This is a genomic window from Mesorhizobium sp. LNHC221B00 (assembly GCF_000502935.1).
In the GTDB taxonomy this organism is placed as follows: domain Bacteria; phylum Pseudomonadota; class Alphaproteobacteria; order Rhizobiales; family Rhizobiaceae; genus Mesorhizobium; species Mesorhizobium opportunistum.
Genome location: NZ_AYWR01000001.1, coordinates 141,042 through 166,003 on the forward strand (window position 1 = coordinate 141,042; position 24,962 = coordinate 166,003).

The window sequence follows — 24,962 nt, forward strand, 5'->3', positions numbered from 1 at the left end:
TCACCATGCTCAATCGGACCGCGGAGAACGTTGCCCGGGCGACCCCGGAGCCGTTGGCCCGCAAGGTCCGGGGCATCAGCGACAAGGGCCTCGCCTGGCTGTTCATTTCGCCGACGATCCTGTTGCTGCTCGCCATCAACATCTTCCCGCTGTTCTGGGCGATCTATCTCTCCTTCACCAATTACCGGGCCAACCGGCCCAACGAAGTGGTGAAGAATCTCGGCTTTGCCAACTACCAGCGCATCCTCGGCGACAACGATATCTGGATCGCCATGCAGACGACCGCGCATTTCGTGTTCTGGACGATCCTTTTGCAGACGCTGATCGGCTTCACGCTGGCCTGGCTGATCGACAGGAAGTTCCGCGGCCACGCCTTCTGGACGACGCTGATCCTGGTACCGATGATGCTGTCGCCAGCGGTGGTCGGCAATTTCTGGCGCTTCCTCTACGAACCGCAGATCGGCCTGTTCTCTTATGTCATCTCGTTTGTCTCCGGCATTCCACCGACAAGCATCCAGATGCTCTCCAACGTGTCGCTGGCGCCGTGGTCGATCATCATCGTCGATACCTGGATGTGGACACCCTACGTGATGCTGATCTGCCTCGCCGGGCTGCGCTCGATCCCCGAATACATCTATGAGGCGGCCGAGGTCGACCGCGCCTCCAACTGGCGGCAATTCTGGTCGATCACGCTGCCTATGGCGCTGCCCTTCATCATGCTGGCGGTGCTGTTTCGCGGCATCGAGAACTTCAAGATGTTCGACATGGTCAATCTCCTGACCGGCGGCGGGCCTGGATCGACCACGGAGGTCGCCTCGATCACGCTGAAGCGGCAGGCTTTCGAGAGCTGGCGCACCGGCTATTCCTCGGCCTTCGCCATCATCCTGTTCGTCGCGGTGTTTGGCCTCGCCAACATCTACGTCAAGGCGCTCAACAAGGTGAAGCAGAGATGAGCCTGACCACTGCCCATTCGGTCGTCGCCCCCTCGGCCAACTCGAAGCGCATCGCCGGCGCGATCATCATCGCCTACGCGTTGATCTCGATCGTGCCGCTGTTGTGGATATTCGCCACCAGCTTCAAGACGCCGCCGGACTCGATCGCCTATCCGCCCAAGGTCCTGTTCCAGCCAAGCATCGAAGGTTACTGCAACCTGTTCACGACGCGCACAAGGCAGACGCCGGAGTACATCAACTCGCTGGGACCGGCGACCGGCTTCTGCGACGAGACGGTGCGCAAGCGCAACATGGTGATCGCCGGCCCGTCCAACTTCCTGCCGCGCTTCGCCAACTCGCTGATCATCGCCTTCGGCTCGACCTTTTGCGCCGTCTTCCTCGGCACGCTGTCGGCCTATGGCTTCTCGCGCTTCAAGGTGCCGCTTGCCGACGACCTTCTGTTCTTCATCCTGTCGACGCGCTTCATGCCGCCGATCGCCGTCGCCATCCCGATCTACCTGATGTACCGCGAGCTTGGCCTCTCCGACACCGCGCTCGGCATGATCCTGCTCTACACGGCGGTCAATGTCTCGCTGGCGGTGTGGCTCCTGAAAGGCTTCATCGACGAGATCCCGCGCGAATACGAGGAAGCGGCGATGATCGACGGCTATACGCGGCTGCAGGCCTTCTGGCGCACCGTGCTGCCGCAGGCGACGACCGGCATTGCCGCGACCGCCATCTTCTGCCTGATCTTCGCCTGGAACGAATATGCGTTCGCTGCGCTCCTGACCTCCGGTACGGCACAGACGGCACCGCCTTTCATCCCGACCATCATCGGCGAAGGCGGCCAGGACTGGCCGGCGGTGGCGGCCGGCACGACGATCTTCTTGGTGCCGATCCTGGTTTTCACCATCCTGCTTCGCAAACAATTGCTGCGCGGCATCACTTTTGGGGCGGTGCGGAAATGAGTGATGTGCGAGGTCGACCCCCACTCCGTCGAGCTTCGCTCGACACCTCTCCCCCGATCGACGGGGGAGAGGAAGGGCGCGAACGTCATTCAGCCAGGCTCTTTTCCTCTCCCTCCGGAGGGGGGAGAGGTGGCGCTGCGAAGCAGCGACGGAGTGGAGGAACCACCCCGCAACCATCTCTCCGCTTGAACGGCGAGAAGGAAGGGAGCTACGCATGACCCGCCTCGCCATCTCCAGGAAAACATCATGGCCCCGTTGGGCCAGGCGCGGGCTGATGGAAAACATCGCCACGGCGCTGATCGCCATCGGCTTCCTGATGCTGTTCCAGCCCTTCGCGCTGTCGCTCTACACCTATTCCTTCATCACCATGCTCGCCGGCACCGTGATGTTCATCATCGTCTCGAAGTTCCCGGAATAATCATGGCCGAAATCCGCGTTCAACATTTGAGAAAGGCCTTCGGCGATTTCGTCGCCGTGCAGGATTCCAACTTCGTCGTCGAGGATGGCGAGTTCTTCGTCATGCTTGGGCCTTCGGGCTGCGGCAAGACGACGACCTTGCGCATGATCGCCGGGCTCGAACTGCCGACCGGCGGCGATATCCTGCTCGGCGGCGAGGACGTCACCATGCTGCGGGCCCGCGAACGCGACATCGCCTTCGTGTTCCAGCTGTTCGCGCTCTACCCACACATGAACGTGCGCAAGAACATCGGCTTTCCGCTCCTGGCGCAAGGCATGCCGGCGGCCGAAATCCGCACGCGGGTCGAGGAGACGGCAAAACTCCTGCGCATCGACCATCTGCTCAACAAATCCGTGTCGGGCCTTGCCGGCGGCGACCGCCAGCGCGTGGCGCTCGGCCGCGCCATCGTGCGGCGGCCAAAATGCTTCCTGATGGATGAACCGCTCGGCACGCTCGATACCGAATTCCGCGATTTGATGGTTCATGAGCTGCGCGAGCTGCACAACCGCATCCGCGCCACCACGGTCTATGTCACCCACGACCAGATGGAAGCGATGTCGATGGCCGACAAGATCGCTGTCATGAACCACGGCGTCATCGAACAGTTCGGAACACCCCGCGAAATCTACGACCGCCCGGCGACTATGTTCGTCGCCGACTTCATCGGCTCGCCGCCGATGAATTTTCTTGGGTTTGGCGGCGGGCTGACCAAGGGCGCGAAGGAGATCGTCGTCCAGGGCGCGAAGGTCGCGGTGCCGGAGGTGCGCGAGGACATTGCGCCGGCCGACATGGCGCTTGGCATCCGACCTGAGCATATTCGCTTCGACGACGCCTCGAAGCTTCGCGGCGCCATCTACGGCACCGAATATCTCGGCACGACGCAGATCGTCGCGGTGGAAACGGCGGACGGCATCATCAAGGCGCGGGTGCCGGCCGAAATCCGGCTCAACGCCGGCGATCATGTCGGCCTGACCCTCAACAGCGCGCGGCTGTCGCTCTTCGACAAGGGATCCGGCCGCGCGGTGAGAACCGCTGTTCACGATACCGCCTCTCAAGGGAGAGCGCAGCATGGCTGACGTCCGTATCAAGAACGTGACCAAGAGCTTTGGCGAGCATGTCGCCGTCGACGGTCTGGACCTGCACATAGAAGACGGCGAATTCGTCGTGCTGCTCGGGCCGACGGGGGCCGGCAAGACGACGACGCTGCGCCTGATCGCCGGACTGGAGCGGCCGGACAGCGGCACGATCGAGATCGGCGGCCACAATGCGACGACGCTGTCGCCGGCCGAGCGCGACACCGCCTTCGTGTTCCAGCAATACTCGCTCTATCCGCATCTGTCGGTGTTCGACAATCTCGCCTTTCCGCTGCGCTCGCCGGCCCGGAAAATACCGGAGGACCAGATCCGCCGCCGGGTCGAGGAGGTGGCGAAGATGGTGCATATCCACCACAAGCTCGCCAACCGCTCGACCAAGCTGTCGGGCGGCGAAATGCAGCGCGTCGCCATCGGCCGCGCGCTGGTGCGCAAGCCCGCCATCTATCTGATGGACGAGCCGCTGTCGTCGCTCGACGCCAAGCTGCGCGCGGATCTGCGGCTCGAACTGAAGCGCATCCAGTCCGAACTTGGCGCCACCATGCTCTACGTCACGCATGACCAGATCGAGGCGATGACGATGGCCGACCGCATCGGCATCCTTGCGGACGGCGTGCTGGTGCAGATCGGGTCGCCGAGAACGATCTATTCCGAGCCGGCGAACCTGCATGTCGCGGCAAGGCTCGGCCAGCCGGCGATCAATCTGCTGCCGACGGGGCTGCTGCCCGATGGCGGCGCGCCGGCCGGCACCAGGACGATCGGCGCGCGCACCGAACATCTGACGATCGAAAAGGCCATGAATGGTCATGCCGACGGCGTCGTCGACTGGGTCGAGCATCTCGGCGACCAGAACCACCTGCATGTGACGGTCGGCCCGAAGAAACTGGTGACGCTGACCGACCCGGACACGGACCTGGCGCAAGGCGACAGAGTGGTGATCCGCTACCGCTCGCCGCTCTATTTCGGCGCCGACGGACAACGACTGATGTGAACGGTTTTCGGTGTTTTCCCCCAAAGGATAATGCCGGCTTGTGATTGACGATTGCGAATACGGGACGAATTCGATGAAGCACTTTTTCAACCGCAGGGAAACGATCGTCACCGAGGCGCTGGATGGCCTGTTGCGGACCATCGGCTCAGGCGAACTGGCGCGCCTCGACGGCTATCCCGAGCTCAAGGTCGTGCTGCGTGCCGACTGGGACAAGTCGAAAGTCAGCGTCGTTTCCGGCGGCGGCGCCGGGCATGAGCCGTCGCATGCGGGCTTCGTCGGCAAGGGCATGCTGACGGCGGCGGTCTCCGGCGAGATCTTCGCCTCGCCGAGCGTCGAGGCGGTGCTGGCGGCCATCCGCACAGTCACCGGACCGGCCGGCTGCCTGCTGATCGTCAAGAACTACACCGGCGACCGTCTCAATTTCGGCCTGGCCGCCGAGAAGGCGCGCGCCGAAGGCTTTCGCGTCGAGACGGTGATCGTCGCCGACGACATCGCATTGCCCGACATCGCCCAGCCGCGCGGCGTTGCCGGCACCTTGTTCGTCCACAAGATCGCGGGACACCTGTCGGAAGCCGGCCACGACCTGGCGACTGTCGCGACGGCGGCGCGGGCGGCGGCGAAGGACATCGCCTCGCTCGGCATGTCGCTGTCGTCCTGCTCCATTCCCGGCCAGCCGCATGAGGACCGGTTTGGCGAAAACGACGGCGAGCTCGGCCTCGGCATTCATGGCGAGCCGGGCGTCGAGCGCATCGCGGTGCAAAGCGCCGACAGGCTGGTGGCGATCATGGCGGAGCGCCTGGCGGTGCGGCTCGATCCGAAGGCCGCCTATGCCTTGCTGATCAACAATCTCGGCTCCGTGCCGCCGCTCGAAATGTCTGTTATCGCCAATGCGGTGCTTGCCTCGCCGCTCGGCAAGGCGGTCAAACTGACCGTCGGGCCCGGCCCGCTGATGACGGCACTCAACATGAACGGCTTCTCGCTGTCGCTGATCCAGCTCGACGCCGCGCGTGAGACAGCCTTGCTGGCGCCGGTCGGTCCGCATGCCTGGATGCCAGCCAAGCCGGTCGCAGCGCCTGCTATCGTGCCAATGGCGAAAGCAGCCGGACAAAGTGCTGCATACAAGGCCAGCCAGGATGCCGGCACCAGGCGCGTGATCGTCACGGTCTGCGAAAGGCTGATTTCGCTTGAAGCCACGTTGAACGGGCTCGACGCCAAGGCGGGCGACGGCGACACAGGCTCGACGGTGGCGACCGGCGCGCGCAGCATCCTCGAACGTCTCGATACACTGCCGCTTGCCGAGCCTGCGGCAACCCTCGGGGCAATAGGTGACGTATTGAGCGCATCGATGGGCGGCTCCAGCGGGGTGCTGCTGTCGATCTTCTTCACCGCGGCGGCGCAGGCTCTGGATGGCGGCGCTGATTTGGCCAAGGCGCTGCTTGCCGGCCTCGAGCGAATGATTTTTTATGGCGGCGCACAGCTTGGCGACCGCACGATGGTCGATGCCCTGGAGCCAGCCCTGAAAGCGCTCGACGCCAACGGGCTGGAAGAAGCGGCGGCGGCGGCCCGGCGCGGCGCCGAGGCGACTGCCGCCATGGAGAAGGCGAAGGCCGGGCGGTCGGCCTATGTCGGCAGCCAGTTGCAGGGCGTGGCCGATCCCGGCGCCCATGCCGTGGCCGAGGTGTTCTCGGCGGCCGCCACGCTGCTTGTCGCGGCCTGACCCATGCACCCGTTGCCGAATGACCGTTCTTTCGCTACTGCCGGCAAGGTGGAAACCGGGAGTCTGGGCGACATGGCGATGTTGAACCTTGCCAGGCTGGTCGCGGCCGCGGCGGATACGATCGCTGCCCACGCCGAGGAATTGACGGCGCTCGACCAGGCGATCGGCGATGGCGACCATGGCCTGAACATGAAGCGCGGCTTCGAGGCCGTGCGGGCCGAGGCGGATGCGTTCGCGGCAAAGCCGCTGCCCGAGGCCTTGAAGGCGATCGGGACCAAGCTGGTGATGACGGTGGGCGGCGCCTCCGGTCCGTTGTTCGGCACATTGTTCATGGCGCTCGGCAAGGAGATTTCGGCGGAGCCCGATCGTGCCAACCTGGCGGCTGCCTTCGGCAAGGCGATCGAAGCGGTGGCGGCGCGCGGCAAGTCGCAGGTTGGCCAAAAAACCATGCTCGATGTGCTGCAGCCGGTGCATGACGCATTGGCCGGGGGAAAGACCGCGGCCGAGATAGCCGACATCGCCGACGCTGCGGCCGAGGCGACCGTGCCGATGAAGGCTCAGCGTGGCCGCGCCTCGTTCCTCGGCGACCGCTCGATCGGCCATATGGATCCCGGCGCGCGCTCGACGGCGCTGCTGGTGCGCACGGTGGGACAAGCGATCGGGGAAAGCGCATGAGCAATGTCGGGATCGTGATCGTGTCACATTCGCCGCTGGTCGCGGAAGGCACGGCCGACATGGTGCGCCAGATGGTGGGCGACGAAGTGCCGCTTGCATGGTGCGGCGGAAACGGCCATGGCGGGCTCGGCACCAATGTCGAGGCGATCATGGGCGCCATCGACAAGGCCTGGTCGGAAGCCGGCGTCGCCATACTGGTCGATCTCGGCGGCGCCGAGACCAACTCGGAAATGGCGGTGGAGATGATCGGCGAACCCCGCGCGCAGAAGATCATCGTCTGCAACGCGCCGATCGTCGAAGGCGCGGTGATGGCGGCGACCGAGGCGTCCGGCGGCGCCTCGCTTCGGGAAGTGGTGGCGACGGCGCATGAATTGTCGCCGTCGTGAGTAAACGGGAATTTTGAAAGACATGTCCGCAGCCGCCGAAGCGACCGTCCTGATCACCCACGATGTGGGCCTGCATGCGCGTCCTTCGGTGAAATTCACCAAGCTCGCCAAGACGTTTGCCGCCGACGTGGAAATAGCGCTTGCCGCCAACGGGCCGTGGTTCGACGCCAAGAGCATCGTCAAGGTGATGGCGGCCAAGGCGCCGAAGGGCACGGTGCTGCACATCAGGGCCCGCGGCGACGGCGCCAATGATGCCGTCGACGCGCTGGTCGAACTGGTGCGGCGCGATTTCGACGAGGGTGCCGGTCATGTCCGGTCGGCGTGAGGCCGGCCCACGTCTGCGTCAACCCGCGGGGGATGCGGGCCATGCGGATTGAGGGTGTACCGGCCTCGGCCGGCTACGCCGAGGGGCCGCTGTTCGAGCTCGACCGGCCGCCGGCAGTCTACACCAGCAAGGCCACTCCCGAGGAGGAGAAGGCGTCACTGAGGACGGCGATCGGCAAGGCGGTGAGCCGGCTCATGACCATGGTCGAAACCGCCGACAGCGACGCCGCCGGCATACTCGAATTCCACATCGCCATGCTGGAAGACGATGCGCTGAGCGGGCCAGCCTTCGCGTCGATCGATTCCGGACGGGCCGCCGACGCGGCCTGGCGGCAGGCACTCGACGGCGAGATCGCCGGCTATGAAGCCTCCGACCAGGATTATTTTCGCGCCCGCGCCGGAGACCTGCGCGATATCAGGGACCAGGTGCTGCATGCCCTGACCGATAACGGTGCCAGCACAGCCCCGGCCGGCGCCATTCTATATGGCGAGGACATCGCGCCGACGCGTTTTCTCGAAACCGATTGGAGCAGCGGCGGCGGCATCGCGCTGAAGGCGGGCAGCACCGCCAGCCATGTCGCCATGCTGGCGCGCTCACGCGGCGTACCGATGGTCGTGAGCCTACGCGAACCACCCGCCGGTCTGGCCGGCATGGCGCTGCTCGACGCCGAGCACGGCAATGTCGTGCTGGCGCCCTCGCCGGCGGAGATCGGCTCTTTTCGGCAGTCGTCCTCTTCCTTCGCCGCCCGCCAAGGCAAGGCGCAGACGTTTCTGGCAAGGCCGGCGCTGACCAAAGCCGGCACGGCGGTGCGCGTCCAGGTCAACATCGCCGATCCGTCGGATGTCGACGCCATCGACATCGCGACCTGCGACGGCGTCGGGCTGATGCGCACGGAATTCCTGTTCGGCAAGACGTTGCCGGACGAGGAGACCCAGTATCGCGCCTATCGCAAGGTGCTGGAATGGGCCGGCGACAAGCCGGTGACGATCCGCACTGTCGATGCCGGCGGCGACAAGCCGGTGCCGGGCTTCACCGTCGAGGAAGGCAACCCATTCCTCGGCCTGCGCGGGATCAGGCTGTCGCTGGCGCGGCTCGATATCTTCCGTGTTCAGATCAGGGCATTGCTGCGCGCCGCGCCACACGGCAATCTCAGGGTCATGTTTCCAATGATCGCCACGGCCGAGGAGTATGAGCGCGCAGCCGCCTTGTTCACCGACGAACAGGCAGCCCTTGCCGCGCGCGGCACAGCGCAGCGGATGCCGCCGCTCGGCATCATGGTCGAAGTGCCGTCGGTGGCCATCGCGCCGGAGGCTTTGGCCGGCGCGGCCTTCTTCTCGATCGGCTCCAACGATTTGACGCAATATGTGATGGCGGCGGCGCGCGACAATGCCGCGGTCGCGCATCTCAATTCGGTCCGCCATCCCGCGGTGCTGCGGCTGATCGGCTCGGTCACCGCCTTCGGACGGGACAATGGTATTCCCGTCAGCCTGTGCGGCGATGCCGGCGGCGATCCAGCCTCGATCCCGGCGCTGCTCGAGGCCGGCTTGCGCGATCTCTCCGTGGCGCCGGCGCAACTCGCTATGGCCAAGGCGGCCATCGCGGACATTTCGGTGTAGGCGTGGCAGGCATGGTCGACAAGACGCCCGAACCCGGTTCCGAAGAAGCGATCCGAGCCTACAAGACGATCCTGTCGCATGTCATCGACCAGCGGCCGTCCGGCATGCGTCAGCGTCTCGCCGACGCGCTCGGCAAGCACCGCAGCTTCGTCACGCAAATCTCCAGTCCGACCTACTCGATCCCGATTCCGTCAAAACATTTGCCGGCAATTTTCTCCGTCTGCCATTTCAGCCCGGCCGAACGCGATCAGTTCCTCGCCGCCTACCACCAGGCGCATCCGGGAAAGATGTCGGTCGCGGCTGGCATGCGCAAGACGCGGCATGTTTCGCTTGTCGTGCCGGATTTCGGCGACGACAAGCAGAATGCCGCGCTCGACAGGGCGGTCAACGACTTCATCCAGAAGATCACCAGCATCACCGGCAAGGGTGGCGGCTGACCATTCTTGCCGGACTGTTTGGGAGGACGCCATGAAGAAATTTATGAATTCGGTGGACACGGTGCTGACCGAGAGCCTCGACGGTTTCGTCGCCGCCCATGCCGATATCCTGGCGCTTGGCGAGGAGCATAAATTCATCCGTCGCAGAACCCTGCGGCCAGGCAAGGTGGCGCTGATCTCCGGCGGCGGCTCCGGCCACGAGCCGCTGCATGGCGGCTTTGTCGGCCATGGCATGCTGGATGCCGCCTGCCCCGGCCAGGTGTTCACCTCGCCGACGCCTGACCAGATGCTGGCGGCGGCGCAAGCCGTCGACACCGGTGCCGGTTGCCTGTTCATCGTCAAGAATTATGAGGGCGACGTGATGAACTTCGACATGGCGGCGGAAATGTCAGACGGCATCCTGCAGGTGGTGACCAATGACGACGTCGCCGTCGAGAATTCATCCTACACGACAGGCCGGCGCGGCGTCGCCGGCACGCTGGTGGTGGAAAAGATCGTCGGCGCGGCGTCTGAGCAAGGCATGGCGTTGCCGACGTTGAAGGCGCTGGGCGACCGGGTCAATGCCGCCACTCGCTCGATGGGCGTGGCGCTGACCAGCGGCACGGTGCCGGCGGCCGGCAAGCCGACCTTCGCCATCGGCGACGGCGAGATGGAGTTTGGCGTCGGCATCCATGGCGAACCCGGCCGCCGGCGCGATACGTTGAAGAGCGCTGACGCCATCGCCGAGGAAATCTGCGCCGCGATCCTGGGCGATCTCGGCGACGAGGCGAAAGGCCCGGCGCTGCTGTTCGTCAACGGCTTCGGCGGCACGCCGCTGATGGAGCTCTATCTGATGTACAACAGCGCGCGTCGTATCTTCGAGAGGCATGGCGTGACGATTGCCCGCTCGCTGGTCGGCACCTATGTCACCTCGCTCGACATGGCCGGCTGCTCTGTCACGCTGACCATGCTTGATGATGAGACGACCGGCTGGTGGGATGCGCCCGTCCACACGGCAGCACTGCGGTGGGGCATGTAGCGCTGGCTTCCACAGCGCTTTTCTGCAACCATCCTGGGCCGTCCACTTGGCGCCCGGGGCTGATGCTGCCATTCCTCAACTCCGCCGAAGAAAAACTGCTGCTGCGCTTCGCCGATCCGGAGGCCGCGGCAGTCGAGGACGATTTGTCGGCAGAGGCTTTGTCGGCACTGCTCGACAACGCGGAGTTTCATGGCGTTCTGCCGATCATGCTGCGCAAGCTCCATGAACGTGGCAACGCGCATCTGACATCGGATGCGAACGTGCAGAGCAAACTTCACGAACTGCGCCAGAAAGCGCCGATCGCCACCGGCCAATCGATGCTGCTGAATTACCATGGCGGCCGCATCATGAAGGTGCTCGCCGCCGAGGGCATTCCGGCACGGATCGTCAAGGGCCCGGTCTTTGCGGGAAAGCTCTATCGCCACGTCACCGACAGGCCGTTCACCGACATCGACATCCTCGTCGAGCCGGCCAACCTTGCACGGGCAAACCGGGCGATCGCTTCATGCGGCTTCGAGCTTGGCAGCAATGAAGCCGAATCCTACCAGCTGCAGGAATTCAAATGGCTGGAAAAGGGGAATTCGAGCCTGCTGGTAGAACTGCATGGCGACCTCGTGCACGACACCGGCATGCGCCGACGCCTGTCGCTCGGTTTCCGCGAATTGCGCGTCATCGACGGCGATGCGACCGACACGCCGGCAGCCCTGCTGACGATCGCCATCGTGCATGCCGCCGGCGGCCACAAATTTCATCGGCTGCAGCTTTGCGTCGACGTGCTGCAAGGCGTGCGGGCACTGCAGTCCCCCGAAGCGGAAGCCAGACTGCTCGACGCGGCCCGCATGACCGGCATCGAACTCGAACTGGCGATCGTGCTCAATGTGACCGGCGAGCTGTTCGGCGAGCGCCGTGCGCTTGAACTCGCCGGCCGCATCAAGCCCGATCTTTCGATAAGGCTGGCCAAACGGCTGATCACCACGAACACCCTGCTCAGGGTCAATTCCAGGGAAAAGATCGGCTCACGCCTGCGCCGTGATGCCTTCCGCTGGATCCAGCGCCTGGCCAAGGCCAGGCCATACCCAGCCTGAAGCTCCGGCTCAGTCCTGCCTGGCCAATGTGGCATTTATCAGCGCCGCGGCGTCGGCCGGGCGGGCTCCGACTTCCAGCGTGAAGGTCGGCACCGACGAGACCAGCTTGCCGATCGTCGCCAGCCGGCGTTTCTGCAGCGGCAGCAGGCCGGTCATGCCGGTGCGGACATTGTCCATCGCCAGCGCCACCATCGCGTCGGTCCGGGCCATGGCGACGAGCCGCGTCTGCCTGTCGGCGGAGCGCGCCAGGTGCAGGAGGGCGGCCACCGGTCGGGCCACCGGGCTTTCGATCCGCACGATCTCGCTCAACCGCTCCAGCGAGACCGCCTGCTCCCCATTGCGGTCCCAGGAGTGACCAAGGCATGGCGCCACCTGCGGGATCATTTCGGCGGTTATCTGGTGGATCTTGACGTGCCGCGGCAGACCCCAAGCCATCGGCTTGCCTGAAGTCAGATCCAGGATCATGGCGTCGTCGGAACAGAGGCCAAAGCCTTGCGTAGCCAGCGCCAGCGACGTGGTGGTCTTGCCGGTGCCGCTCGGCGCATGGATCAGCACGACGGCATCACGGCCCGGCAATGTCAGGCCGGCCGTGTGCAGCATATGCTGGCCGCCGGCGTCGAGGGCGGCGTCCAGCACCAGCATCGATGGCGTCCAGGCGGCTTTCGTGCCGGGCCGAACCCGGAGTTTGGCCCAAGCCTCCTCGTCATTGATGGCTACGGTCTGGCGACCGGGAAAGACGAGGTGGATCGTGGCGCCATCGGCGATCATCCGGCAGTGGCCATCCTCCGGTATCTCGCCGTCGAAGACGAGCGAACCGCCGGGGGTCTCGTCCAGAACGTCCGCCTCGGTGATATCCAGACGAAAGCCCGGCTCGACGGGATCCGTGATGCGCAGGACGCCCAGCATCCTGTCGAAATCCTCCCATAGGTCGGGGCGTTCGGCCGATATGCCGAAGATCTGGCCGTTGAGGCCATAGCAGGCAGAGCTCACGGTCAAGCGGGGCGCACCTTTGTGGGGTCGGCATGGTGGCGATAGATCTCCACCATGCCCGGAAGGCGATCGCTGACCACCGGCCTGCCATCAAGACAAACCCAGCAATGCGCCGACAGATGCGGTGCCTGCAGCGACTTCGGATCAACGCCGAAGCGCAGCTCCGGATCGAAACCGGCGAGACGCAGGAAGCGATGGCCGAGCAGCCCCTCGCGCAGGCATCTGCGGTCGCGCATCAGCCAGGGATGGCGGACGGTGCGGTTGACCCTGGCGACGATGTAGGCGGCCGGCAGACCGCGATAGGGCATCGACGAGGCCAACGGCGCCCACTTCAGCACCTGCTCGAAGCTGCGGTTTGCGATGAGGACCGGCATCAGCCGCGCGCTTGCCCAGAGATGGCATCGAAACAGGGCACGCAGGAGCGGACCGTCGGCCATCACGCACCTAGCTCCATCACGCACCTACCCCCATCACGCATTTGGGGCGGCGAGGATGCCTTCCGAGACCAGTTCGGTGGCCAGCGCCGCCATGTCTTCATCCAGCGTGCCCTTGTCGACCTCGAACTCCTCGCAAAGCAGGCCGACGATCTGATCGAGACTGCGCGCGCCGTCCACCTTGTCGAGAAAGGCTTCGGTCGTGCCGTTGCAGGTATAAAGCTGGCCGCTGCGCGCCAGAAGCACGACGGCACCGTCGCCGACATGCTGGACCGAAGCGTCGTCGGCCAGCCGCAGAACCGTTCCAGAGGCAATTTCCATCACCAACCCCACCAAGCCATAAGAACCCCGAAATGAGATAGCGCGGCGGTGGAGCGCTGTCTATCGGCCGGCGGGGGATGGGCTCGTGCGCCTTGCGTCCGCGACAGATCCGTGCCGGCTGCAAAATGCCTCCACCACCTGTTCCAGCCGAAATCATCCCAGAAATGGTCGCCGGCGCGACGCCGCAGACAAGGGAGTTGGCCGGCGGGACCGTTGCTTTTCTTCCCCAGAGTAAGGTAAGGACTCCCGGGGTTTTGGGGAGATGGCGTATGCGTTACAACTGGGAGCGGGCTCCGACGACTTTCGAACGTCATCGAAAAGCGATGGCAGCAGCCATTTTGATCTTCGGCGGCGTAGGCCTCATGCTTGTGGCCCTGCCGATCTAGTGCAATCGGCATTTGCCCAATGAATACCGGCTGTTAAGCGGACCCACCGACCTTCAGCGAGGCTGCCCGGTCACGGCAATGAAACGGCGGTCGCGCCCTTCAAAGCCCTGACTGAAGCGCTGCACGAGCACAACGATCACCGCCGGTTTGCCGACAGGGGTGAATTCATAGGATTCCGACAGGCTGTAGGAGGTCGGGCAGTTCCTCGACCCGGGCACGGCCTTGTCTTCGTGCAGGGTCTTGAACGGCTTGCCGTCCTGGCCTTGCAAGGTCAGCCGGAAGCCGAGCGCCTTGCCTGGTTTGTCGCCTTGTAGCGCCTGGTCGCCCTGCTGGATGTCATTGAAACTCGCTGAGCAATCGATCGCACTGTCGGCCAGGATCTCATCGAGCCGGATGGTTGAAACCTCGGTCTCGTCATAGAGCGGGGAAAGCCATTTCCGCGACGCCTGCTCAAGACGCGAAATGTCGTTGTAGCCGACGATCTCGCCGGGAAAGGTGAACTTGTCGGACGCTGTTTGCGTGCCCCGCGATGCAATGGCGTACTTCGCCAGGATCGGCGCCGCCTTGGCAGCCGCTTGCGCCCTGGCCTGTTCCAGGGTCAGTGTCGCCTCCTCGGTTTCGTCGACGACGAGAATGGGCTTGCCGCCAACGAGCTGGTCGGTGCGGGTGTCGATGATGTCGATCTCCGAGTAGCCCGAATCCGAGGCGCCGGCGTCGAGCGTTCCATACTGCTCGAAGGCGAAATAGGCGCCATCGGCCGAGAAGCCGATGATGCGCCGTGCCGCGGCATCCCCGGCGCGGGCGACACCGGCCGAGACAACGATCGCCGTACCGACCGCCAGCGTAACCAGCGGCCACGCCGCGATCGACCACCAATGGCGCATTCGTTCGCATCCTCCCCGCCGCTACGGCAGTTCACGACACCGCGCCTCCCTGGTCAAGCCAGGGAACGTCTCAGACGAAAATCAGGGAAGACAGCGCCGGAAAAAACAGCATAGGCTGTATGCAAAGGCGGCAAATCGTTCCTGGGGAGGTACGGATGGCTTCACGCTATCACGAGGTCTATGAGGGTTGGAGACGCGATCCGGCAAAATTCTGGGCGGACGCGGCCGGCGCCATCGACTGGTATTCGCCCTGGGACAAGGTGTTCGATGCCACCGCCGGCGTCTACGGCCGCTGGTTCACCGGCGCGACCTGCAACACCTGCTACAACGCCATCGACCGGCATGTCGCCGGCGGGCGCGCCGACCAGATCGCGCTGATCCACGACAGCGCCATCACCGGAACGGTGAAAAAATTCACCTATGCCGAGCTGAAGCGCGAAGTGGTGGCGCTGACCTCGGTGCTGAAGAACCGTGGCGTCGGCAAGGGCGACCGCGTCATCATCTACATGCCGATGGTGGCGGAGGCGGCCATCGCCATGCTCGCCTGCGCCCGGATCGGCGCGGTGCATTCGGTCGTGTTCGGCGGCTTTGCCTCGCATGAATTGGCCACCCGCATCGACGACGCCAGGCCGAAACTGATCATATCGGCCTCTTGCGGGCTGGAGCCGGGCCGCATCGTCGCCTACAAGCCGCTGCTCGACAAGGCGATCGAGATGTCCCGCCACAAGCCGGACGCCTGCCTGATCCTGCAGCGCGACCAGTTGCGTTGCGAACTGAAGGACCATTTCGATATCGACTATGCCGATGCCGTTGCCCGCGAGCGGGCGGCCGGCGCCAATGTCGACTGCGTGGCGGTGCTCGCCACCGACCCGCTCTACATCATCTACACGTCCGGCACGACCGGCCAACCCAAGGGCATCGTGCGCGACAATGGCGGCCACATGGTCGCACTGAAATGGACGATGGAAAACGAGTTCGGCGTCAAGCCGGGCGAAGTGTTCTGGGCGGCATCCGATGTCGGCTGGGTCGTCGGCCATTCCTACATCGTCTACGGACCGCTGCTGCATGGCTGCACCAGCATCCTGTTCGAAGGCAAGCCGATCGGCACGCCCGATGCCGGCACCTTTTGGCGGGTGATCGCGGAACACGGCGTGGTGGCGCTGTTCACCGCGCCGACCGCCTTTCGGGCGATCAAGGGCCAAGACCCCAAAGGCGAGTTCGTTGCCAAATACGACCTCTCCAAATTCCGCACGCTGTTCCTCGCCGGCGAGCGCGCCGACCCCGAAACCATCAAATGGGCGGAGCAAAAGCTCAACGTGCCGGTGGTCGACCATTGGTGGCAGACCGAGACCGGCTCGCCGATGACGATCAACCCGGCAGGCCTCGGCCTGCTGCCGGTGAAATACGGCTCGCCCGGCGTGCCGATGCCCGGCTATGACATACGCGTGCTCGACGATGCCGGCCACGAGGTGGTGCGCGGCACGCTGGGCAATGTGGTGGTCAAGCTGCCGCTGCCGGCGGGCTGCCTGCCGACACTGTGGCACGCCGACCAGCGGTTCCGCCAAGCCTATCTCGACGAGTTCCCCGGCTTCTACAAGACGGCCGATGCCGGCATGATCGACGAGGATGGCTATCTCTATGTGATGGCCCGCACCGACGACATCATCAATGTCGCCGGCCACCGGCTGTCGACCGGCGCCATGGAAGAGGTGCTGGCCGCCCATCCCGATGTCGCCGAATGCGCTGTCGTCGGCATCGCCGACGCCATGAAGGGCCAAATTCCGCTCGGCTTCGTGGTGCTGAATGCCGGTGTCGCGCGTGACGGCGGCACCATCGAGAAGGAGGTCGCCGCGCTGGTGCGCGAGCGCATCGGCCCGGTCGCCGCCTTCAAGACCGTGGTGACGATCAAGCGCTTGCCCAAGACGCGGTCGGGCAAGATCCTGCGCGGCACCATGCAGAAGATCGCCGACAAGGAGGAATGGACCATGCCGGCGACCATCGACGACCCGGTCATCCTCGACGAGATCGCCGCCGCCATGAAGGAGCGCGGGATCGGGGTCTGAGGCCGCCGGCCGGGAGCGATCCCGCGCAGCCTTGCTTGCCAACAAGCCTATGCCGAATCGGCAAGCAATACTTTTATTGTGCAATGCAGCAACCCTCCCTACAGTGGCAAATGGGGGGCCATCCGGCGGTTCGGTATGGCTCAGCAGAAAATTACATTTGGCGGCGTCGACATCCTGCGGTTTCTCGCCGCCGTGCTGGTCATGGTCTACCACTATGGCTTCTGGGTGTGGGCTTATCCCGACGGCATCTCGGCGCAGGCCACGGGCGGCGTTCCCCAGCAGCCGGCAATAGGCGCCTGGGTCGAGTCCGGCTGGGTCGGCGTCGAGATATTCTTCGTCATCAGCGGCTTCGTCATTGCCTTCAGCGCGGAGAATTCGACGCCGCTGCGGTTCTTCGAGGCAAGGGTGAAAAGGCTGGCGCCGGCGGTCTGGATCTGCGCGCCGGTCACCGCCGTGCTGCTGCTCGCCATCGGCCTGAGCTGGCCAACCGATGCGGTGGTCAGGCTGGTCCGCACCGGCCTGTTCGCGCCCTATGGCCCGTGGGTGGACAGCGTCTACTGGACGCTCGGCATCGAGATCGCCTTCTATGCCATCGTCTGGGTGCTGCTGCGGCTCGGCCGCTTCCACCTTATGGAGGCGGTCGCCATCGCCATCGGCCTGGTCAGCACGCTGTTCTGGTGCCTCTATTACCCGCTCGGCTGGTCCGACTTCGCCGAAACGCGCTGGCTGCAGCTCGTCCTGGTGCATCATGGCTGCTTCTTCGCTGTCGGCGTGCTGCTCTGGCTGATGCGGTTCAAGGCGCTGACGCCGTCGCGCCTTGGCTTCTGCCTGCTGTTCCTTGGTGGCGGCGTGCTGCAGATCGCCAGTTCGGTCGACGTTCACAGCATCAAGGTCGGGGCCGTGATGCCCTATGCGCCACCGATCCTGATCTTCCTCGTCGCCATCGCCCTGATGGCGCTGTCGCTGCGGCTTCAGCTCTCCTGGAGCGGCTGGCGCCGCATCGGCCTGATGACCTACCCGCTCTATCTGATCCACGACGTCATCGGCGCGGCGATGCTTGGCGCCATGGTGCGCGCCGGGCTGCCCTATCTCCTGTCGATGGCGGCGGTCGCCGCGACCATGATCGCGGCAAGCTGGCTGGTGGCGACCGAGGCGGAGCCGCGTGTCCGACTGCTGCTCGACCACACCGTTTTCCGCTACCGGCTGAAGGCTGCGTAGGCGCGGACCGGTACGAGGGCTGAGCATAATGCTTGGCCCTGCCGCCACTGCTCAAGAAATCAATGATGGCGTCGGGTAGCGTCACTGGCAAAGCTTCGAATCCAAACGCAGCTTTGCGCTCACGCTCGCCGGCGCCCAGCATCGCTTCCGCCACGGACCGACGCACCCGCCGACGGCAGAACGCTATAAATTGATCGTCAACCCAGAATGGGATGAGCGCGCGGCTCTCCAGAAAGCCTTTGAAAAGGGCCAGCAATCCGTCCGCGAAGGATCGCACCGGTCAGGGTTTTGAGGTCGAGATGGAAACCATCTTCGATTGATTGAAGGCGACGAGCTACCGTCGCGCCTCCCGCACGCTCCATCAACTTGCCGCCGACGAGTTCCTTCGCTTGTCCACCCAAACGTTCCTGGCATACTCGATGCTCGGCGAACATGCTGGCCAAGCAATGGCCTACCTCAGACCCGCGCCTTGCTGCGCACTTCCGACTTGTCGAGATAGTAGGCCGAGTACTTGTCGAAGAATTTTTCCGACGCCCCGAACGATCCGTATTTGGCCAGCTTCTTCAGGTCGACCTTGTTCAGCACCGCGCCGACGATCTTGTTGGCGACATAGGGTTCGGATTCCAGCATCGACCGCACCATGGCGCGCGGCGTGCGGCCCCATTCGGTGACCAGCACGAAACCGTCGACCAGCGGCGCGAAGGCCTTGGCGTCGACCACCGGCCCGAGCGGAGGCAGGTCGACGACGATGTATTCGAAGGTCTCCTTGGCGTTCTCGATGAAGCGCCGCATTCCCGCCGAGGAGAGCAGCTCGCTGGTGTGCGAGAAATGCCCGCGCGATACGGCCGGGATGATCGCCAGCTTGGTCTGCCGGTCGATCTTGCCGACGGACTGCCAGGTCTGGCCATTCACCACCGCTTCCATCAAGCCTTGCTCGGCCTCCATGCCGAGGCTGCGGCTGAGGCCCGGATTGCGCAGGTCGCCGTCGACCAGCAATGTCTTGGAGCCATTGGCGGCAAGCAGCCCGGCGAGATTGGCCGCAACCGTCGACTTGCCTTCGCCGGGAAGCACCGAGATGACGCCGATGACGCGGCTGCCTTGCCCTTCCATCACGACATCGAAGGCGATCTTGGCGCTGCGCAGCGTTTCGGAGAACATCGAAGCCGGAGCGTCGATGCTCACCCGCATGCGCGCGCGCCTTTCGATGGCGGCCGGCGATCTGGCGACCTTGGCATCCAATTGACCGTCGACCGCCGCCTTGTCCTCCTTGGCGACGGCCTTGCTGCCGATGGTCGGCAGGTAGCCGAGGAACTTGAGGCCGACGCGGTCCCGCACTTCCTCGCCGGTCCGGAAGAACCGCTCGTTGAATTCATTGAGACCGCCGAAACCGGCGCCCATCAGCATGCCGAGCACGAGCGAAAGTCCAAGCACGATGATGGTGCGCGGGCTCGAGGCGGAGAGCGGCGTCGACGCGTCCGAGATGATGCGGATCTTGCCGACCGGGAAGGATTGCTGCTGCGCGGCTTCCTCGTAACGGCCAAGAAAGGTCTGATAGAGCGTCGAGAGCGCCGTCGCCTTCTGGTCGAGGTCGCGCAGTTTGACCTGCGACTGGTTGTCGATGGAACTCTTGCCCTGTGCTGCCGCGACGTTGGCCCTGAGCGCGGTCTCGCGCGCCTGCGCAACCTCATATTCGTTGCGATAGTTTTGGGTCAGCTGTTTCAGCTCGCCGAAGATCTGCGCGGAAATGTCGGCCTTTTCCTTGGCGAGCGCCACCGCTTGCGGGTGCTGGGCGCCGAAATTCGCCTCGACATCCTGCTGCCGCTTGGAGACCGCGAGATAGCGGGTCTTGAGTGCCGAGATGAGCGCACCGCTTGGCTGGTCGGACGATATGGCGGCATCCTTGAAGGCGTTTTCGGAGCCGCTGTCGACGATCGACTTGTACTGCTGGTAGCGGGCGCTGGCGCGCGCCGTGTCGGCTTGGGCCACGATGAGCTGGGCGTTGAGGTCGGCGAGCTGCTTGTCGCTCATCAACTGGCCATCGCTGTTGGCCGACAGGCCGTGCTCGGCCCTGAATTTTTCGACCGCGAGCGATGCCTGTTGCGAACTTTCGCGCAGTTCCGTCAGCCGGCCCTGCAGCCAGACCGCCGCGCGCTCGGTGGCGTCGAAGCTGGCATCGAGCTGATCGGCAAGATAGGCGTCGGCATAGGCCTTGGTGATCGCGGTCGCCAGCCCCGGATCCGTCGCCTGGTAGCCAAGCGCGATGACGTAGCTTCGCCCGACACGGTCCGCCTGGATTTCATTCTGCAGCTTGAGGATCGCATAGTCGCGCCGCGACGTCGCAATCAGCGCATCGCGAGCGGCGGGGGAGAGCTGGCTGACGTCGCCGACGCCCGGCATGACCGGGCTGGGGCGGACATACTGGATCAGCCCGCGGATGAGGCCGACGCCCTGGGCAAGCGCCGACTGGGGCGGGTTCATGAACGCATCGTTCTGGTCCAGCTTGAGCTTGTCGACGACCACCGCGGCAAGCCGTGTCGAGGTCAGGATCTCGATCTGGCTCAGAATGGCGCTATCGGTCTGCATGGTTGTGGACGCCGCCGAAATGTCGTCGACGATCTTGTTCAGACCCTCGTCGATCAGCACGCTGGCGACCGACACATATTTGGGCGGCGTGGTCTGGATATAGAGCAAGCCCAAAAAAAGGCCGATGACGGCACACACGGCGACCACCTTGGCCTGCCGTGCGGCCATGCCAAGCAGCCGCTCGATGTCGATGAAGTCTTCGCCGTCTCCTGCATCCGAATTCGGCAATGGCATCCTCTTGTCGAGAGGAAAGTTGGCATAATTCATCGTCGGTCCAATTCCAGAGCCTGTTCCATCCCGATCATTGGGCTGGGCTCTATCTCTCTGTTTGAGCATGATCTTTTCCGAAAACCGGAACCCACATTCCGGGATCATGCCTTGGCTGTCAGGCGCCTCGAAGATCGGAAGCATCGCCCACAGGCAACGCAAGCTTCATGCCAGACGGCGGGGCCTGTCGGCCCTCGCCGCCGGACATCCGGCAATACTCCCGAAAGATGGGCATTATGCGGCTTCTTCCTGACGTTCATGCGACTGGACGAACTCCTGAAGCATCTCGAAGACCGGGCCCTTCATGTCGTCTCGCGCCAGAGCGAAGGCGATGTTGGCCTGGATGAAGCCTTCCTTGGAACCGCAATCGAACATGCGGCCGAGGAAAGGCTGGGCGAAGAACGGCTGATCCTTCGACAGCCGGACCATGGCGTCCGTCAGCTGGATCTCGTTGCCGGCGCCGCGCTGCTGATTGCCCAGAAGCGCGAAGATCTCGGGCTGCAGGATGTAGCGGCCATTGATGTAGAAGTTCGACGGTGCATTGGCCGGTGCAGGCTTTTCAACCATGGCCGAGACCTCGAAACCGCCGCCGACGTCGGCACCGCGGCCGACGATGCCATATTTGTTGGTCTCGCTCGGATCGCAGCGCTCGACGGCGATGACGTTGCCGCCGGTGCGCTCATAAAGGTCGACCGTTTCGGCGAGACATCCGCGGCGACCGAAGGAAACCATGTCGGGCAAAAGCAGGGCGAAGGGCTCGTTGCCGATGACCTCGCGGGCGCACCAGACGGCATGGCCAAGGCCCTGCGGCGACTGCTGGCGGATGAAGGAGGTGGCGCCGGCCACGGGAAGCATGCTTTCGAGCGCCTCCAGCTGGGTCTTCTTGCCGGTCTGCTCCAGGGTTCCGATCAATTCCGGATGCAGGTCGAAATAGTCCTCGATGACCGCCTTGTTGCGGCCGGTCACGAACACGATGTGCTCGATGCCGGCCTCGAAGGCCTCGTCCACCGCATATTGCACGACGGGCCTGTCGACCACCGGCAGCATTTCCTTCGGCATCGACTTGGTCGCCGGCAGGAACCGTGTTCCAAGCCCCGCCACCGGTATCACGGCCTTCCTGATTTTCTTCATCGCAAATTCCTTCTGAGGAGATCGACTTCAGTCCATTCACAGGCCACGAGAAATCCCTTCATGTGCCTGCATCTTCACCTCCCCACCCCCACGGCAAACTGTGCCGCTACTCTTCGCAACCGCACGGCGATCGGCATGCCCATATGCCTGACCGCCGCCGGGTCGCTGAGCGCCGTCCGGATCGCCTTGAACGGGGACCGCGCCTTGATGTGCTGGACCATCGCCAGGAAGGAGGCCGCCTTGCGCAAGCTGCGGCCGCGCCGGGCGAAGGCGGCCAGGGCCGCCTCATCCATCCGATGGGTTTGAGCGAATTTGGCATCCGCCTCGCGCATCGCCTCGACATGGTGAAGCTCGAGCACACGCGAGATGGAGCCGCTGAGAATGTGGTAGGCATAGCCGATATCAGGCTCGACCACGCATCTGCCGCCCTTGGCCAGGGCGTCGGCAAACAGGATGTAATCCTCGCCGATCCTCAGTTTCTCGTCATAGCGAAGCCGGTTTTCATCCAGGAACCGGCGCTGGAAGATCGGCTTGAGGTAGCCGAGGTTGAACTTCGATTCGAAAACGACGTTGCCGGCGATATAGGTGGCCAGCGAAATCTCGCCCAGGCGCTCCAGGTACTGCCGCGGGAACATCGCGTCTTCGACGACACCGTCCTCGCGGACGACCTGGAGATTGTCGACGGCGATCTGGGCATCCGCCCTCTCGGCGCGGGCAATCATGGCTGCCATGCGGCCTGGAAAGACCGCGTCGTCGGAATCCAGCACCGCGACCCACCTGCCGCGGGCGACGTCGAGCCCGGCATTCCTGGCCCCGCCGGGGCCCCTGTTTTGCGGGAGCGCGACAACGCGCACGATGTCCTGCGGATAGGCCCTTGCCACATCGAGCGTCGCGTCACGCGACTTGTCGTCGACGACGATGATTTCGACGCTGACATCCTTCTGGGCGATGGCGCTGGCGATCGCCCGGTCCAGCGTTGCCTCGGCATTGTAGGCGGCAATGATGAAGGAGACATCGGGGACGGAGGAAACGTCAGGCTGCACGCTTGCCTCCTTCCCGTGGCGAGGGCTGGCCGTAGAGGCGGATCTCTCGAATGCCGACGAGACCGCTGACGACCCCGACATGCATAATGCCGCGCAGCACGCTTCGGTTCCGGCGCACCGGGCTGGCGACGACGGGAAGCGCCGCGGCGAAGCAATAAAGCGCCTTTACCGAAGCCAGGCCGATCTGTTTGACCAGGCCGATGCCACCGGCGTTGTGGCCCAGGAGATGGCCGTGCGTCTGGCCGACCCGGAAGCGCCGGCGGCCCAGCCAGTCGAACGCAGCCCTGGTTCGCGGCACCACCTCGTTTACCCAGGCGTCTGGGGAAAAAGCGATACGGCCTCCCGCCTTGTGCATCTGGTCGAAGTACTCGGTGTCCTCGCCGCCGGTCTGGCCGCGCGCCAGGCTGAAGCGACGGCCGCGCAGGCTGTCCGCCCCCACGCGCAGCAGCACGTTGCAGGTGTAGCCGGTGCGGATCTCGCCCTGCACCCAGACGGGCAAGGTGGAGTGAAAATCGCCGCGCCGCATCCAGTCCGGCGCATCCGGGCGGTAAAGCGCCCGCACCGGGCCGAGCACGGCGGCGGCACCGCTCGTTTCAGCCGTCGTGACCAGTTCCGCGAGCCAGCGGGCAGTCGCCGTCTCGTCATCGTCGATGAAGGCGAGAAAATCCGCCTCGCTGGCATCGAGGCAAGCGTTGCGGGCGATCGAGATGTTGCGCGCCGGGCAATGACGATAGCGGACCGGCACCGCCAGTTCCCGCGACAGCGCCATCACCAATTCCCTGGCGCTCGGCGTGTCGTCATTGTCGGCGACGATGATGCCGACATCGAAACCCCCGGGCATATCCATGGCGGCAAGCGAGCGCAGTGTGTCGGCCAGTTCCGGCCGCCGGAACGTGCACACGCCAATGTCGATGCTGCGGTTCTTGGCCTGAACAGCCATCAAGCCACCCCGCGCCGCGAGCCGAGGCCGAGAAGCTGCAGCCAGAAACCGACAGACCAGCCGAGATGCATGACCATCGCCGAGACCCCGGCCAGCGTGAGATCGGCCTTGCGTTGGCGAATGGCCGCCACCAGGCCATAACCCAGGCACACCGACGCCCAGACCAGCAGCGGCACCGCCGCGATCCAGTGCACGAACGAGAAGGCCGCGAGAAGAACCACCGGGAACACCGCCAGCGGCACCATCTGCCGGACCTTCGGGATGACACGGTGCTTCAGCACGTTCTTGGCGCGGCCGCGGCCATAGCCGAGATACTGGAAATAGAGACCCTTCAGCGAGGTGCGCGGGTAGTAGACCATCTGCGTCTTGCCGCTCATCCAGATCTTGTAGCCGGCTTGCCGCAGCCGGTAGTCGAGTTCGGCGTCCTCATTGTGGCTGAATGTCTCGTCATAGCCGCCGACAGCGCCGAAGGCCGAAATCCGCATCAGCGCATGGTGGCCATGGTCGATCCACTCTCCGGCGGAGAGGTGGCGGTGCTTGGAACCGCCGGTGCCGAGTTTTGAATTTTGCGCCGCCGCCGCCGCCTTCTGCACGGGGCCGCTGCCGCTGGTCAGCATGGAAACCACCACCGAATCAGCGCCCGTGGCCAGTGCCTCCTCGACCAGCCGGTCGCAATAATCGTCGGGATAGCCGCCATGAGCGTCGATCCGGATCAGATACTGGGCACCCTCGCCGAATGTGCCGACGGCGAGATTGATCGCCGCGCTCTGTATGCGCCGCTGGTTGTGCAGCAGGATGACGCGCGCGTCCCTGGTCGCGACATCCTCGACGATGGCCAGCGTGCCATCGGTGCTGCCGCCATCGGCAACGACAATCCTGGCGCCCAGCCTTTCGGCCGAGGGCCGCAACTGGTCGAGCAGCGCACCGATATGGGCCGCCTCGTTCAGGCAGGGGATCACGATCAGGCTGGAAGGCAGCGCTTGCGTCATCGGGCGAGGTCCATC

At 64.6% G+C, this 24,962-nt stretch carries 25 protein-coding genes; 15 read left to right on the forward strand and 10 right to left on the reverse strand.

The window, feature by feature from the left end; genetic code table 11:
• The first annotated feature begins 5 nt into the window (after positions 1–5).
• The 13 genes from X741_RS165515 (at position 6) to X741_RS165455 (ending at position 11,698) form a co-directional block, all read left to right on the forward strand.
• Complete coding sequence (locus tag X741_RS165515) at positions 6–953, forward strand: sugar ABC transporter permease (RefSeq protein ID WP_031249631.1); 948 nt, start codon at positions 6–8, stop codon at positions 951–953.
• The gene (locus X741_RS165510; RefSeq protein ID WP_013891454.1) at positions 950–1,900 is read left to right on the forward strand and encodes a carbohydrate ABC transporter permease; all 951 of its coding nucleotides are present in this window, start codon (positions 950–952) and stop codon (positions 1,898–1,900) included. The genes X741_RS165515 and X741_RS165510 overlap by 4 nt, the downstream gene beginning before the upstream one ends.
• A gap of 214 nt (positions 1,901–2,114) precedes the next feature.
• Entirely contained in the window at positions 2,115–2,318 is a 204-nt protein-coding gene (locus tag X741_RS165505; RefSeq protein WP_023775819.1) for a hypothetical protein, read from the forward strand.
• Between the two features lie 2 nt (positions 2,319–2,320).
• Positions 2,321–3,433, forward strand: a complete 1,113-nt coding sequence (locus tag X741_RS165500) for an ABC transporter ATP-binding protein (RefSeq protein WP_023775820.1) — start codon at positions 2,321–2,323, stop codon at positions 3,431–3,433.
• Positions 3,426–4,439, forward strand: a complete 1,014-nt coding sequence (locus X741_RS165495) for an ABC transporter ATP-binding protein (protein WP_023775821.1) — start codon at positions 3,426–3,428, stop codon at positions 4,437–4,439. The genes X741_RS165500 and X741_RS165495 overlap by 8 nt, the downstream gene beginning before the upstream one ends.
• Before the next feature lie 73 nt (positions 4,440–4,512).
• On the forward strand, positions 4,513–6,156 hold the full coding sequence (locus X741_RS165490) for a dihydroxyacetone kinase subunit DhaK (protein ID WP_023775822.1): 1,644 nt from the start codon (positions 4,513–4,515) through the stop codon (positions 6,154–6,156).
• Between the two features lie 72 nt (positions 6,157–6,228).
• The gene (gene dhaL, locus X741_RS165485; RefSeq protein WP_023775823.1) at positions 6,229–6,831 is read left to right on the forward strand and encodes a dihydroxyacetone kinase subunit DhaL; all 603 of its coding nucleotides are present in this window, start codon (positions 6,229–6,231) and stop codon (positions 6,829–6,831) included.
• Positions 6,828–7,217 (forward strand): dihydroxyacetone kinase phosphoryl donor subunit DhaM, encoded by a 390-nt coding sequence (gene dhaM / locus X741_RS165480; RefSeq protein ID WP_006325214.1) that lies wholly within the window; start codon positions 6,828–6,830, stop codon positions 7,215–7,217. The genes dhaL and dhaM overlap by 4 nt, the downstream gene beginning before the upstream one ends.
• 22 nt (positions 7,218–7,239) lie before the next feature.
• On the forward strand, positions 7,240–7,542 hold the full coding sequence (locus tag X741_RS165475; RefSeq protein WP_013891460.1) for an HPr family phosphocarrier protein: 303 nt from the start codon (positions 7,240–7,242) through the stop codon (positions 7,540–7,542).
• Between the two features lie 41 nt (positions 7,543–7,583).
• Positions 7,584–9,158: a phosphoenolpyruvate--protein phosphotransferase gene (gene ptsP, locus X741_RS165470; RefSeq protein ID WP_023775824.1), complete on the forward strand. Its 1,575-nt coding sequence runs from the start codon at positions 7,584–7,586 to the stop codon at positions 9,156–9,158.
• Between the two features lie 11 nt (positions 9,159–9,169).
• Positions 9,170–9,595, forward strand: coding sequence for a hypothetical protein (locus X741_RS165465; protein ID WP_013891462.1), 426 nt, complete (start codon positions 9,170–9,172; stop codon positions 9,593–9,595).
• A gap of 31 nt (positions 9,596–9,626) precedes the next feature.
• On the forward strand, positions 9,627–10,613 hold the full coding sequence (gene dhaK, locus X741_RS165460) for a dihydroxyacetone kinase subunit DhaK (protein WP_023775825.1): 987 nt from the start codon (positions 9,627–9,629) through the stop codon (positions 10,611–10,613).
• Positions 10,614–10,675: 62 nt separating this feature from the next.
• Positions 10,676–11,698 carry a nucleotidyltransferase family protein gene (locus tag X741_RS165455; RefSeq protein ID WP_023775826.1) on the forward strand — a complete coding sequence of 341 codons (1,023 nt, stop codon included), beginning with the start codon at positions 10,676–10,678 and terminating at the stop codon, positions 11,696–11,698.
• 9 nt (positions 11,699–11,707) lie between these two features.
• Here the strand turns inward: X741_RS165455 and X741_RS165450 are convergent, their stop codons facing one another.
• From X741_RS165450 to X741_RS165435, 4 genes are all read right to left on the reverse strand, one after another.
• The gene (locus X741_RS165450; RefSeq protein WP_023775827.1) at positions 11,708–12,694 is read right to left on the reverse strand and encodes an HPr kinase; all 987 of its coding nucleotides are present in this window, start codon (positions 12,692–12,694) and stop codon (positions 11,708–11,710) included.
• On the reverse strand, positions 12,691–13,125 hold the full coding sequence (locus tag X741_RS165445) for a lasso peptide biosynthesis B2 protein (protein WP_023775828.1): 435 nt from the start codon (positions 13,123–13,125) through the stop codon (positions 12,691–12,693). Before X741_RS165445 ends, X741_RS165450 begins: the two co-directional genes overlap by 4 nt.
• 33 nt (positions 13,126–13,158) lie before the next feature.
• Positions 13,159–13,443 (reverse strand): PqqD family protein, encoded by a 285-nt coding sequence (locus X741_RS165440; RefSeq protein ID WP_023775829.1) that lies wholly within the window; start codon positions 13,441–13,443, stop codon positions 13,159–13,161.
• Between the two features lie 439 nt (positions 13,444–13,882).
• Positions 13,883–14,713: a DUF2259 domain-containing protein gene (locus tag X741_RS165435; RefSeq protein ID WP_023775831.1), complete on the reverse strand. Its 831-nt coding sequence runs from the start codon at positions 14,711–14,713 to the stop codon at positions 13,883–13,885.
• A 155-nt stretch (positions 14,714–14,868) separates the two neighbouring features.
• Here X741_RS165435 and X741_RS165430 point away from each other — a divergent pair, with 155 nt between their 5' ends.
• Positions 14,869–16,776, forward strand: coding sequence for a propionyl-CoA synthetase (locus X741_RS165430; protein WP_023775832.1), 1,908 nt, complete (start codon positions 14,869–14,871; stop codon positions 16,774–16,776).
• Positions 16,777–16,911: 135 nt separating this feature from the next.
• Positions 16,912–17,994, forward strand: a complete 1,083-nt coding sequence (locus X741_RS165425) for an acyltransferase (RefSeq protein ID WP_023767527.1) — start codon at positions 16,912–16,914, stop codon at positions 17,992–17,994.
• A gap of 197 nt (positions 17,995–18,191) precedes the next feature.
• Here the strand turns inward: X741_RS165425 and X741_RS1000000169455 are convergent, their stop codons facing one another.
• The 6 genes from X741_RS1000000169455 to X741_RS165400 all read right to left on the reverse strand — a co-directional run bounded on the left by X741_RS1000000169455 (position 18,192) and on the right by X741_RS165400 (position 24,947).
• Positions 18,192–18,437 carry a hypothetical protein gene (locus X741_RS1000000169455; protein WP_156934482.1) on the reverse strand — a complete coding sequence of 82 codons (246 nt, stop codon included), beginning with the start codon at positions 18,435–18,437 and terminating at the stop codon, positions 18,192–18,194.
• A gap of 13 nt (positions 18,438–18,450) precedes the next feature.
• On the reverse strand, positions 18,451–20,844 hold the full coding sequence (locus X741_RS165420; RefSeq protein ID WP_023775833.1) for a polysaccharide biosynthesis tyrosine autokinase: 2,394 nt from the start codon (positions 20,842–20,844) through the stop codon (positions 18,451–18,453).
• 234 nt (positions 20,845–21,078) lie between these two features.
• Positions 21,079–21,975, reverse strand: coding sequence for a UTP--glucose-1-phosphate uridylyltransferase (locus X741_RS165415; protein ID WP_023767523.1), 897 nt, complete (start codon positions 21,973–21,975; stop codon positions 21,079–21,081).
• 74 nt (positions 21,976–22,049) lie between these two features.
• Positions 22,050–23,018: a glycosyltransferase family 2 protein gene (locus X741_RS165410; protein ID WP_023775834.1), complete on the reverse strand. Its 969-nt coding sequence runs from the start codon at positions 23,016–23,018 to the stop codon at positions 22,050–22,052.
• Positions 23,008–23,958, reverse strand: coding sequence for a glycosyltransferase family 2 protein (locus X741_RS165405; protein WP_023775835.1), 951 nt, complete (start codon positions 23,956–23,958; stop codon positions 23,008–23,010). The genes X741_RS165410 and X741_RS165405 overlap by 11 nt, the downstream gene beginning before the upstream one ends.
• Positions 23,958–24,947 (reverse strand): glycosyltransferase family 2 protein, encoded by a 990-nt coding sequence (locus tag X741_RS165400; RefSeq protein ID WP_023775836.1) that lies wholly within the window; start codon positions 24,945–24,947, stop codon positions 23,958–23,960. Before X741_RS165400 ends, X741_RS165405 begins: the two co-directional genes overlap by 1 nt.
• Positions 24,948–24,962 lie beyond the last annotated feature (15 nt).

Bases quoted from the DNA above. Each gene is read 5' to 3' on its own strand.
- X741_RS165515 (WP_031249631.1), top strand. From the start codon at position 6: ATGCTCAATCGGACCGCGGAGAACGTTGCCCGGGCGACCCCGGAGCCG.
- X741_RS165510 (WP_013891454.1), top strand. From the start codon at position 950: ATGAGCCTGACCACTGCCCATTCGGTCGTCGCCCCCTCGGCCAACTCG.
- X741_RS165505 (WP_023775819.1), top strand. From the start codon at position 2,115: ATGACCCGCCTCGCCATCTCCAGGAAAACATCATGGCCCCGTTGGGCC.
- X741_RS165500 (WP_023775820.1), top strand. From the start codon at position 2,321: ATGGCCGAAATCCGCGTTCAACATTTGAGAAAGGCCTTCGGCGATTTC.
- X741_RS165495 (WP_023775821.1), top strand. From the start codon at position 3,426: ATGGCTGACGTCCGTATCAAGAACGTGACCAAGAGCTTTGGCGAGCAT.
- X741_RS165490 (WP_023775822.1), top strand. From the start codon at position 4,513: ATGAAGCACTTTTTCAACCGCAGGGAAACGATCGTCACCGAGGCGCTG.
- dhaL (WP_023775823.1), top strand. From the start codon at position 6,229: ATGGCGATGTTGAACCTTGCCAGGCTGGTCGCGGCCGCGGCGGATACG.
- dhaM (WP_006325214.1), top strand. From the start codon at position 6,828: ATGAGCAATGTCGGGATCGTGATCGTGTCACATTCGCCGCTGGTCGCG.
- X741_RS165475 (WP_013891460.1), top strand. From the start codon at position 7,240: ATGTCCGCAGCCGCCGAAGCGACCGTCCTGATCACCCACGATGTGGGC.
- ptsP (WP_023775824.1), top strand. From the start codon at position 7,584: ATGCGGATTGAGGGTGTACCGGCCTCGGCCGGCTACGCCGAGGGGCCG.
- X741_RS165465 (WP_013891462.1), top strand. From the start codon at position 9,170: ATGGTCGACAAGACGCCCGAACCCGGTTCCGAAGAAGCGATCCGAGCC.
- dhaK (WP_023775825.1), top strand. From the start codon at position 9,627: ATGAAGAAATTTATGAATTCGGTGGACACGGTGCTGACCGAGAGCCTC.
- X741_RS165455 (WP_023775826.1), top strand. From the start codon at position 10,676: ATGCTGCCATTCCTCAACTCCGCCGAAGAAAAACTGCTGCTGCGCTTC.
- X741_RS165445 (WP_023775828.1), bottom strand. From the start codon at position 13,125: ATGGCCGACGGTCCGCTCCTGCGTGCCCTGTTTCGATGCCATCTCTGG.
- X741_RS165440 (WP_023775829.1), bottom strand. From the start codon at position 13,443: ATGGAAATTGCCTCTGGAACGGTTCTGCGGCTGGCCGACGACGCTTCG.
- X741_RS165435 (WP_023775831.1), bottom strand. From the start codon at position 14,713: ATGCGCCATTGGTGGTCGATCGCGGCGTGGCCGCTGGTTACGCTGGCG.
- X741_RS165430 (WP_023775832.1), top strand. From the start codon at position 14,869: ATGGCTTCACGCTATCACGAGGTCTATGAGGGTTGGAGACGCGATCCG.
- X741_RS165425 (WP_023767527.1), top strand. From the start codon at position 16,912: ATGGCTCAGCAGAAAATTACATTTGGCGGCGTCGACATCCTGCGGTTT.
- X741_RS165420 (WP_023775833.1), bottom strand. From the start codon at position 20,844: ATGAATTATGCCAACTTTCCTCTCGACAAGAGGATGCCATTGCCGAAT.
- X741_RS165415 (WP_023767523.1), bottom strand. From the start codon at position 21,975: ATGAAGAAAATCAGGAAGGCCGTGATACCGGTGGCGGGGCTTGGAACA.
- X741_RS165405 (WP_023775835.1), bottom strand. From the start codon at position 23,958: ATGGCTGTTCAGGCCAAGAACCGCAGCATCGACATTGGCGTGTGCACG.
- X741_RS165400 (WP_023775836.1), bottom strand. From the start codon at position 24,947: ATGACGCAAGCGCTGCCTTCCAGCCTGATCGTGATCCCCTGCCTGAAC.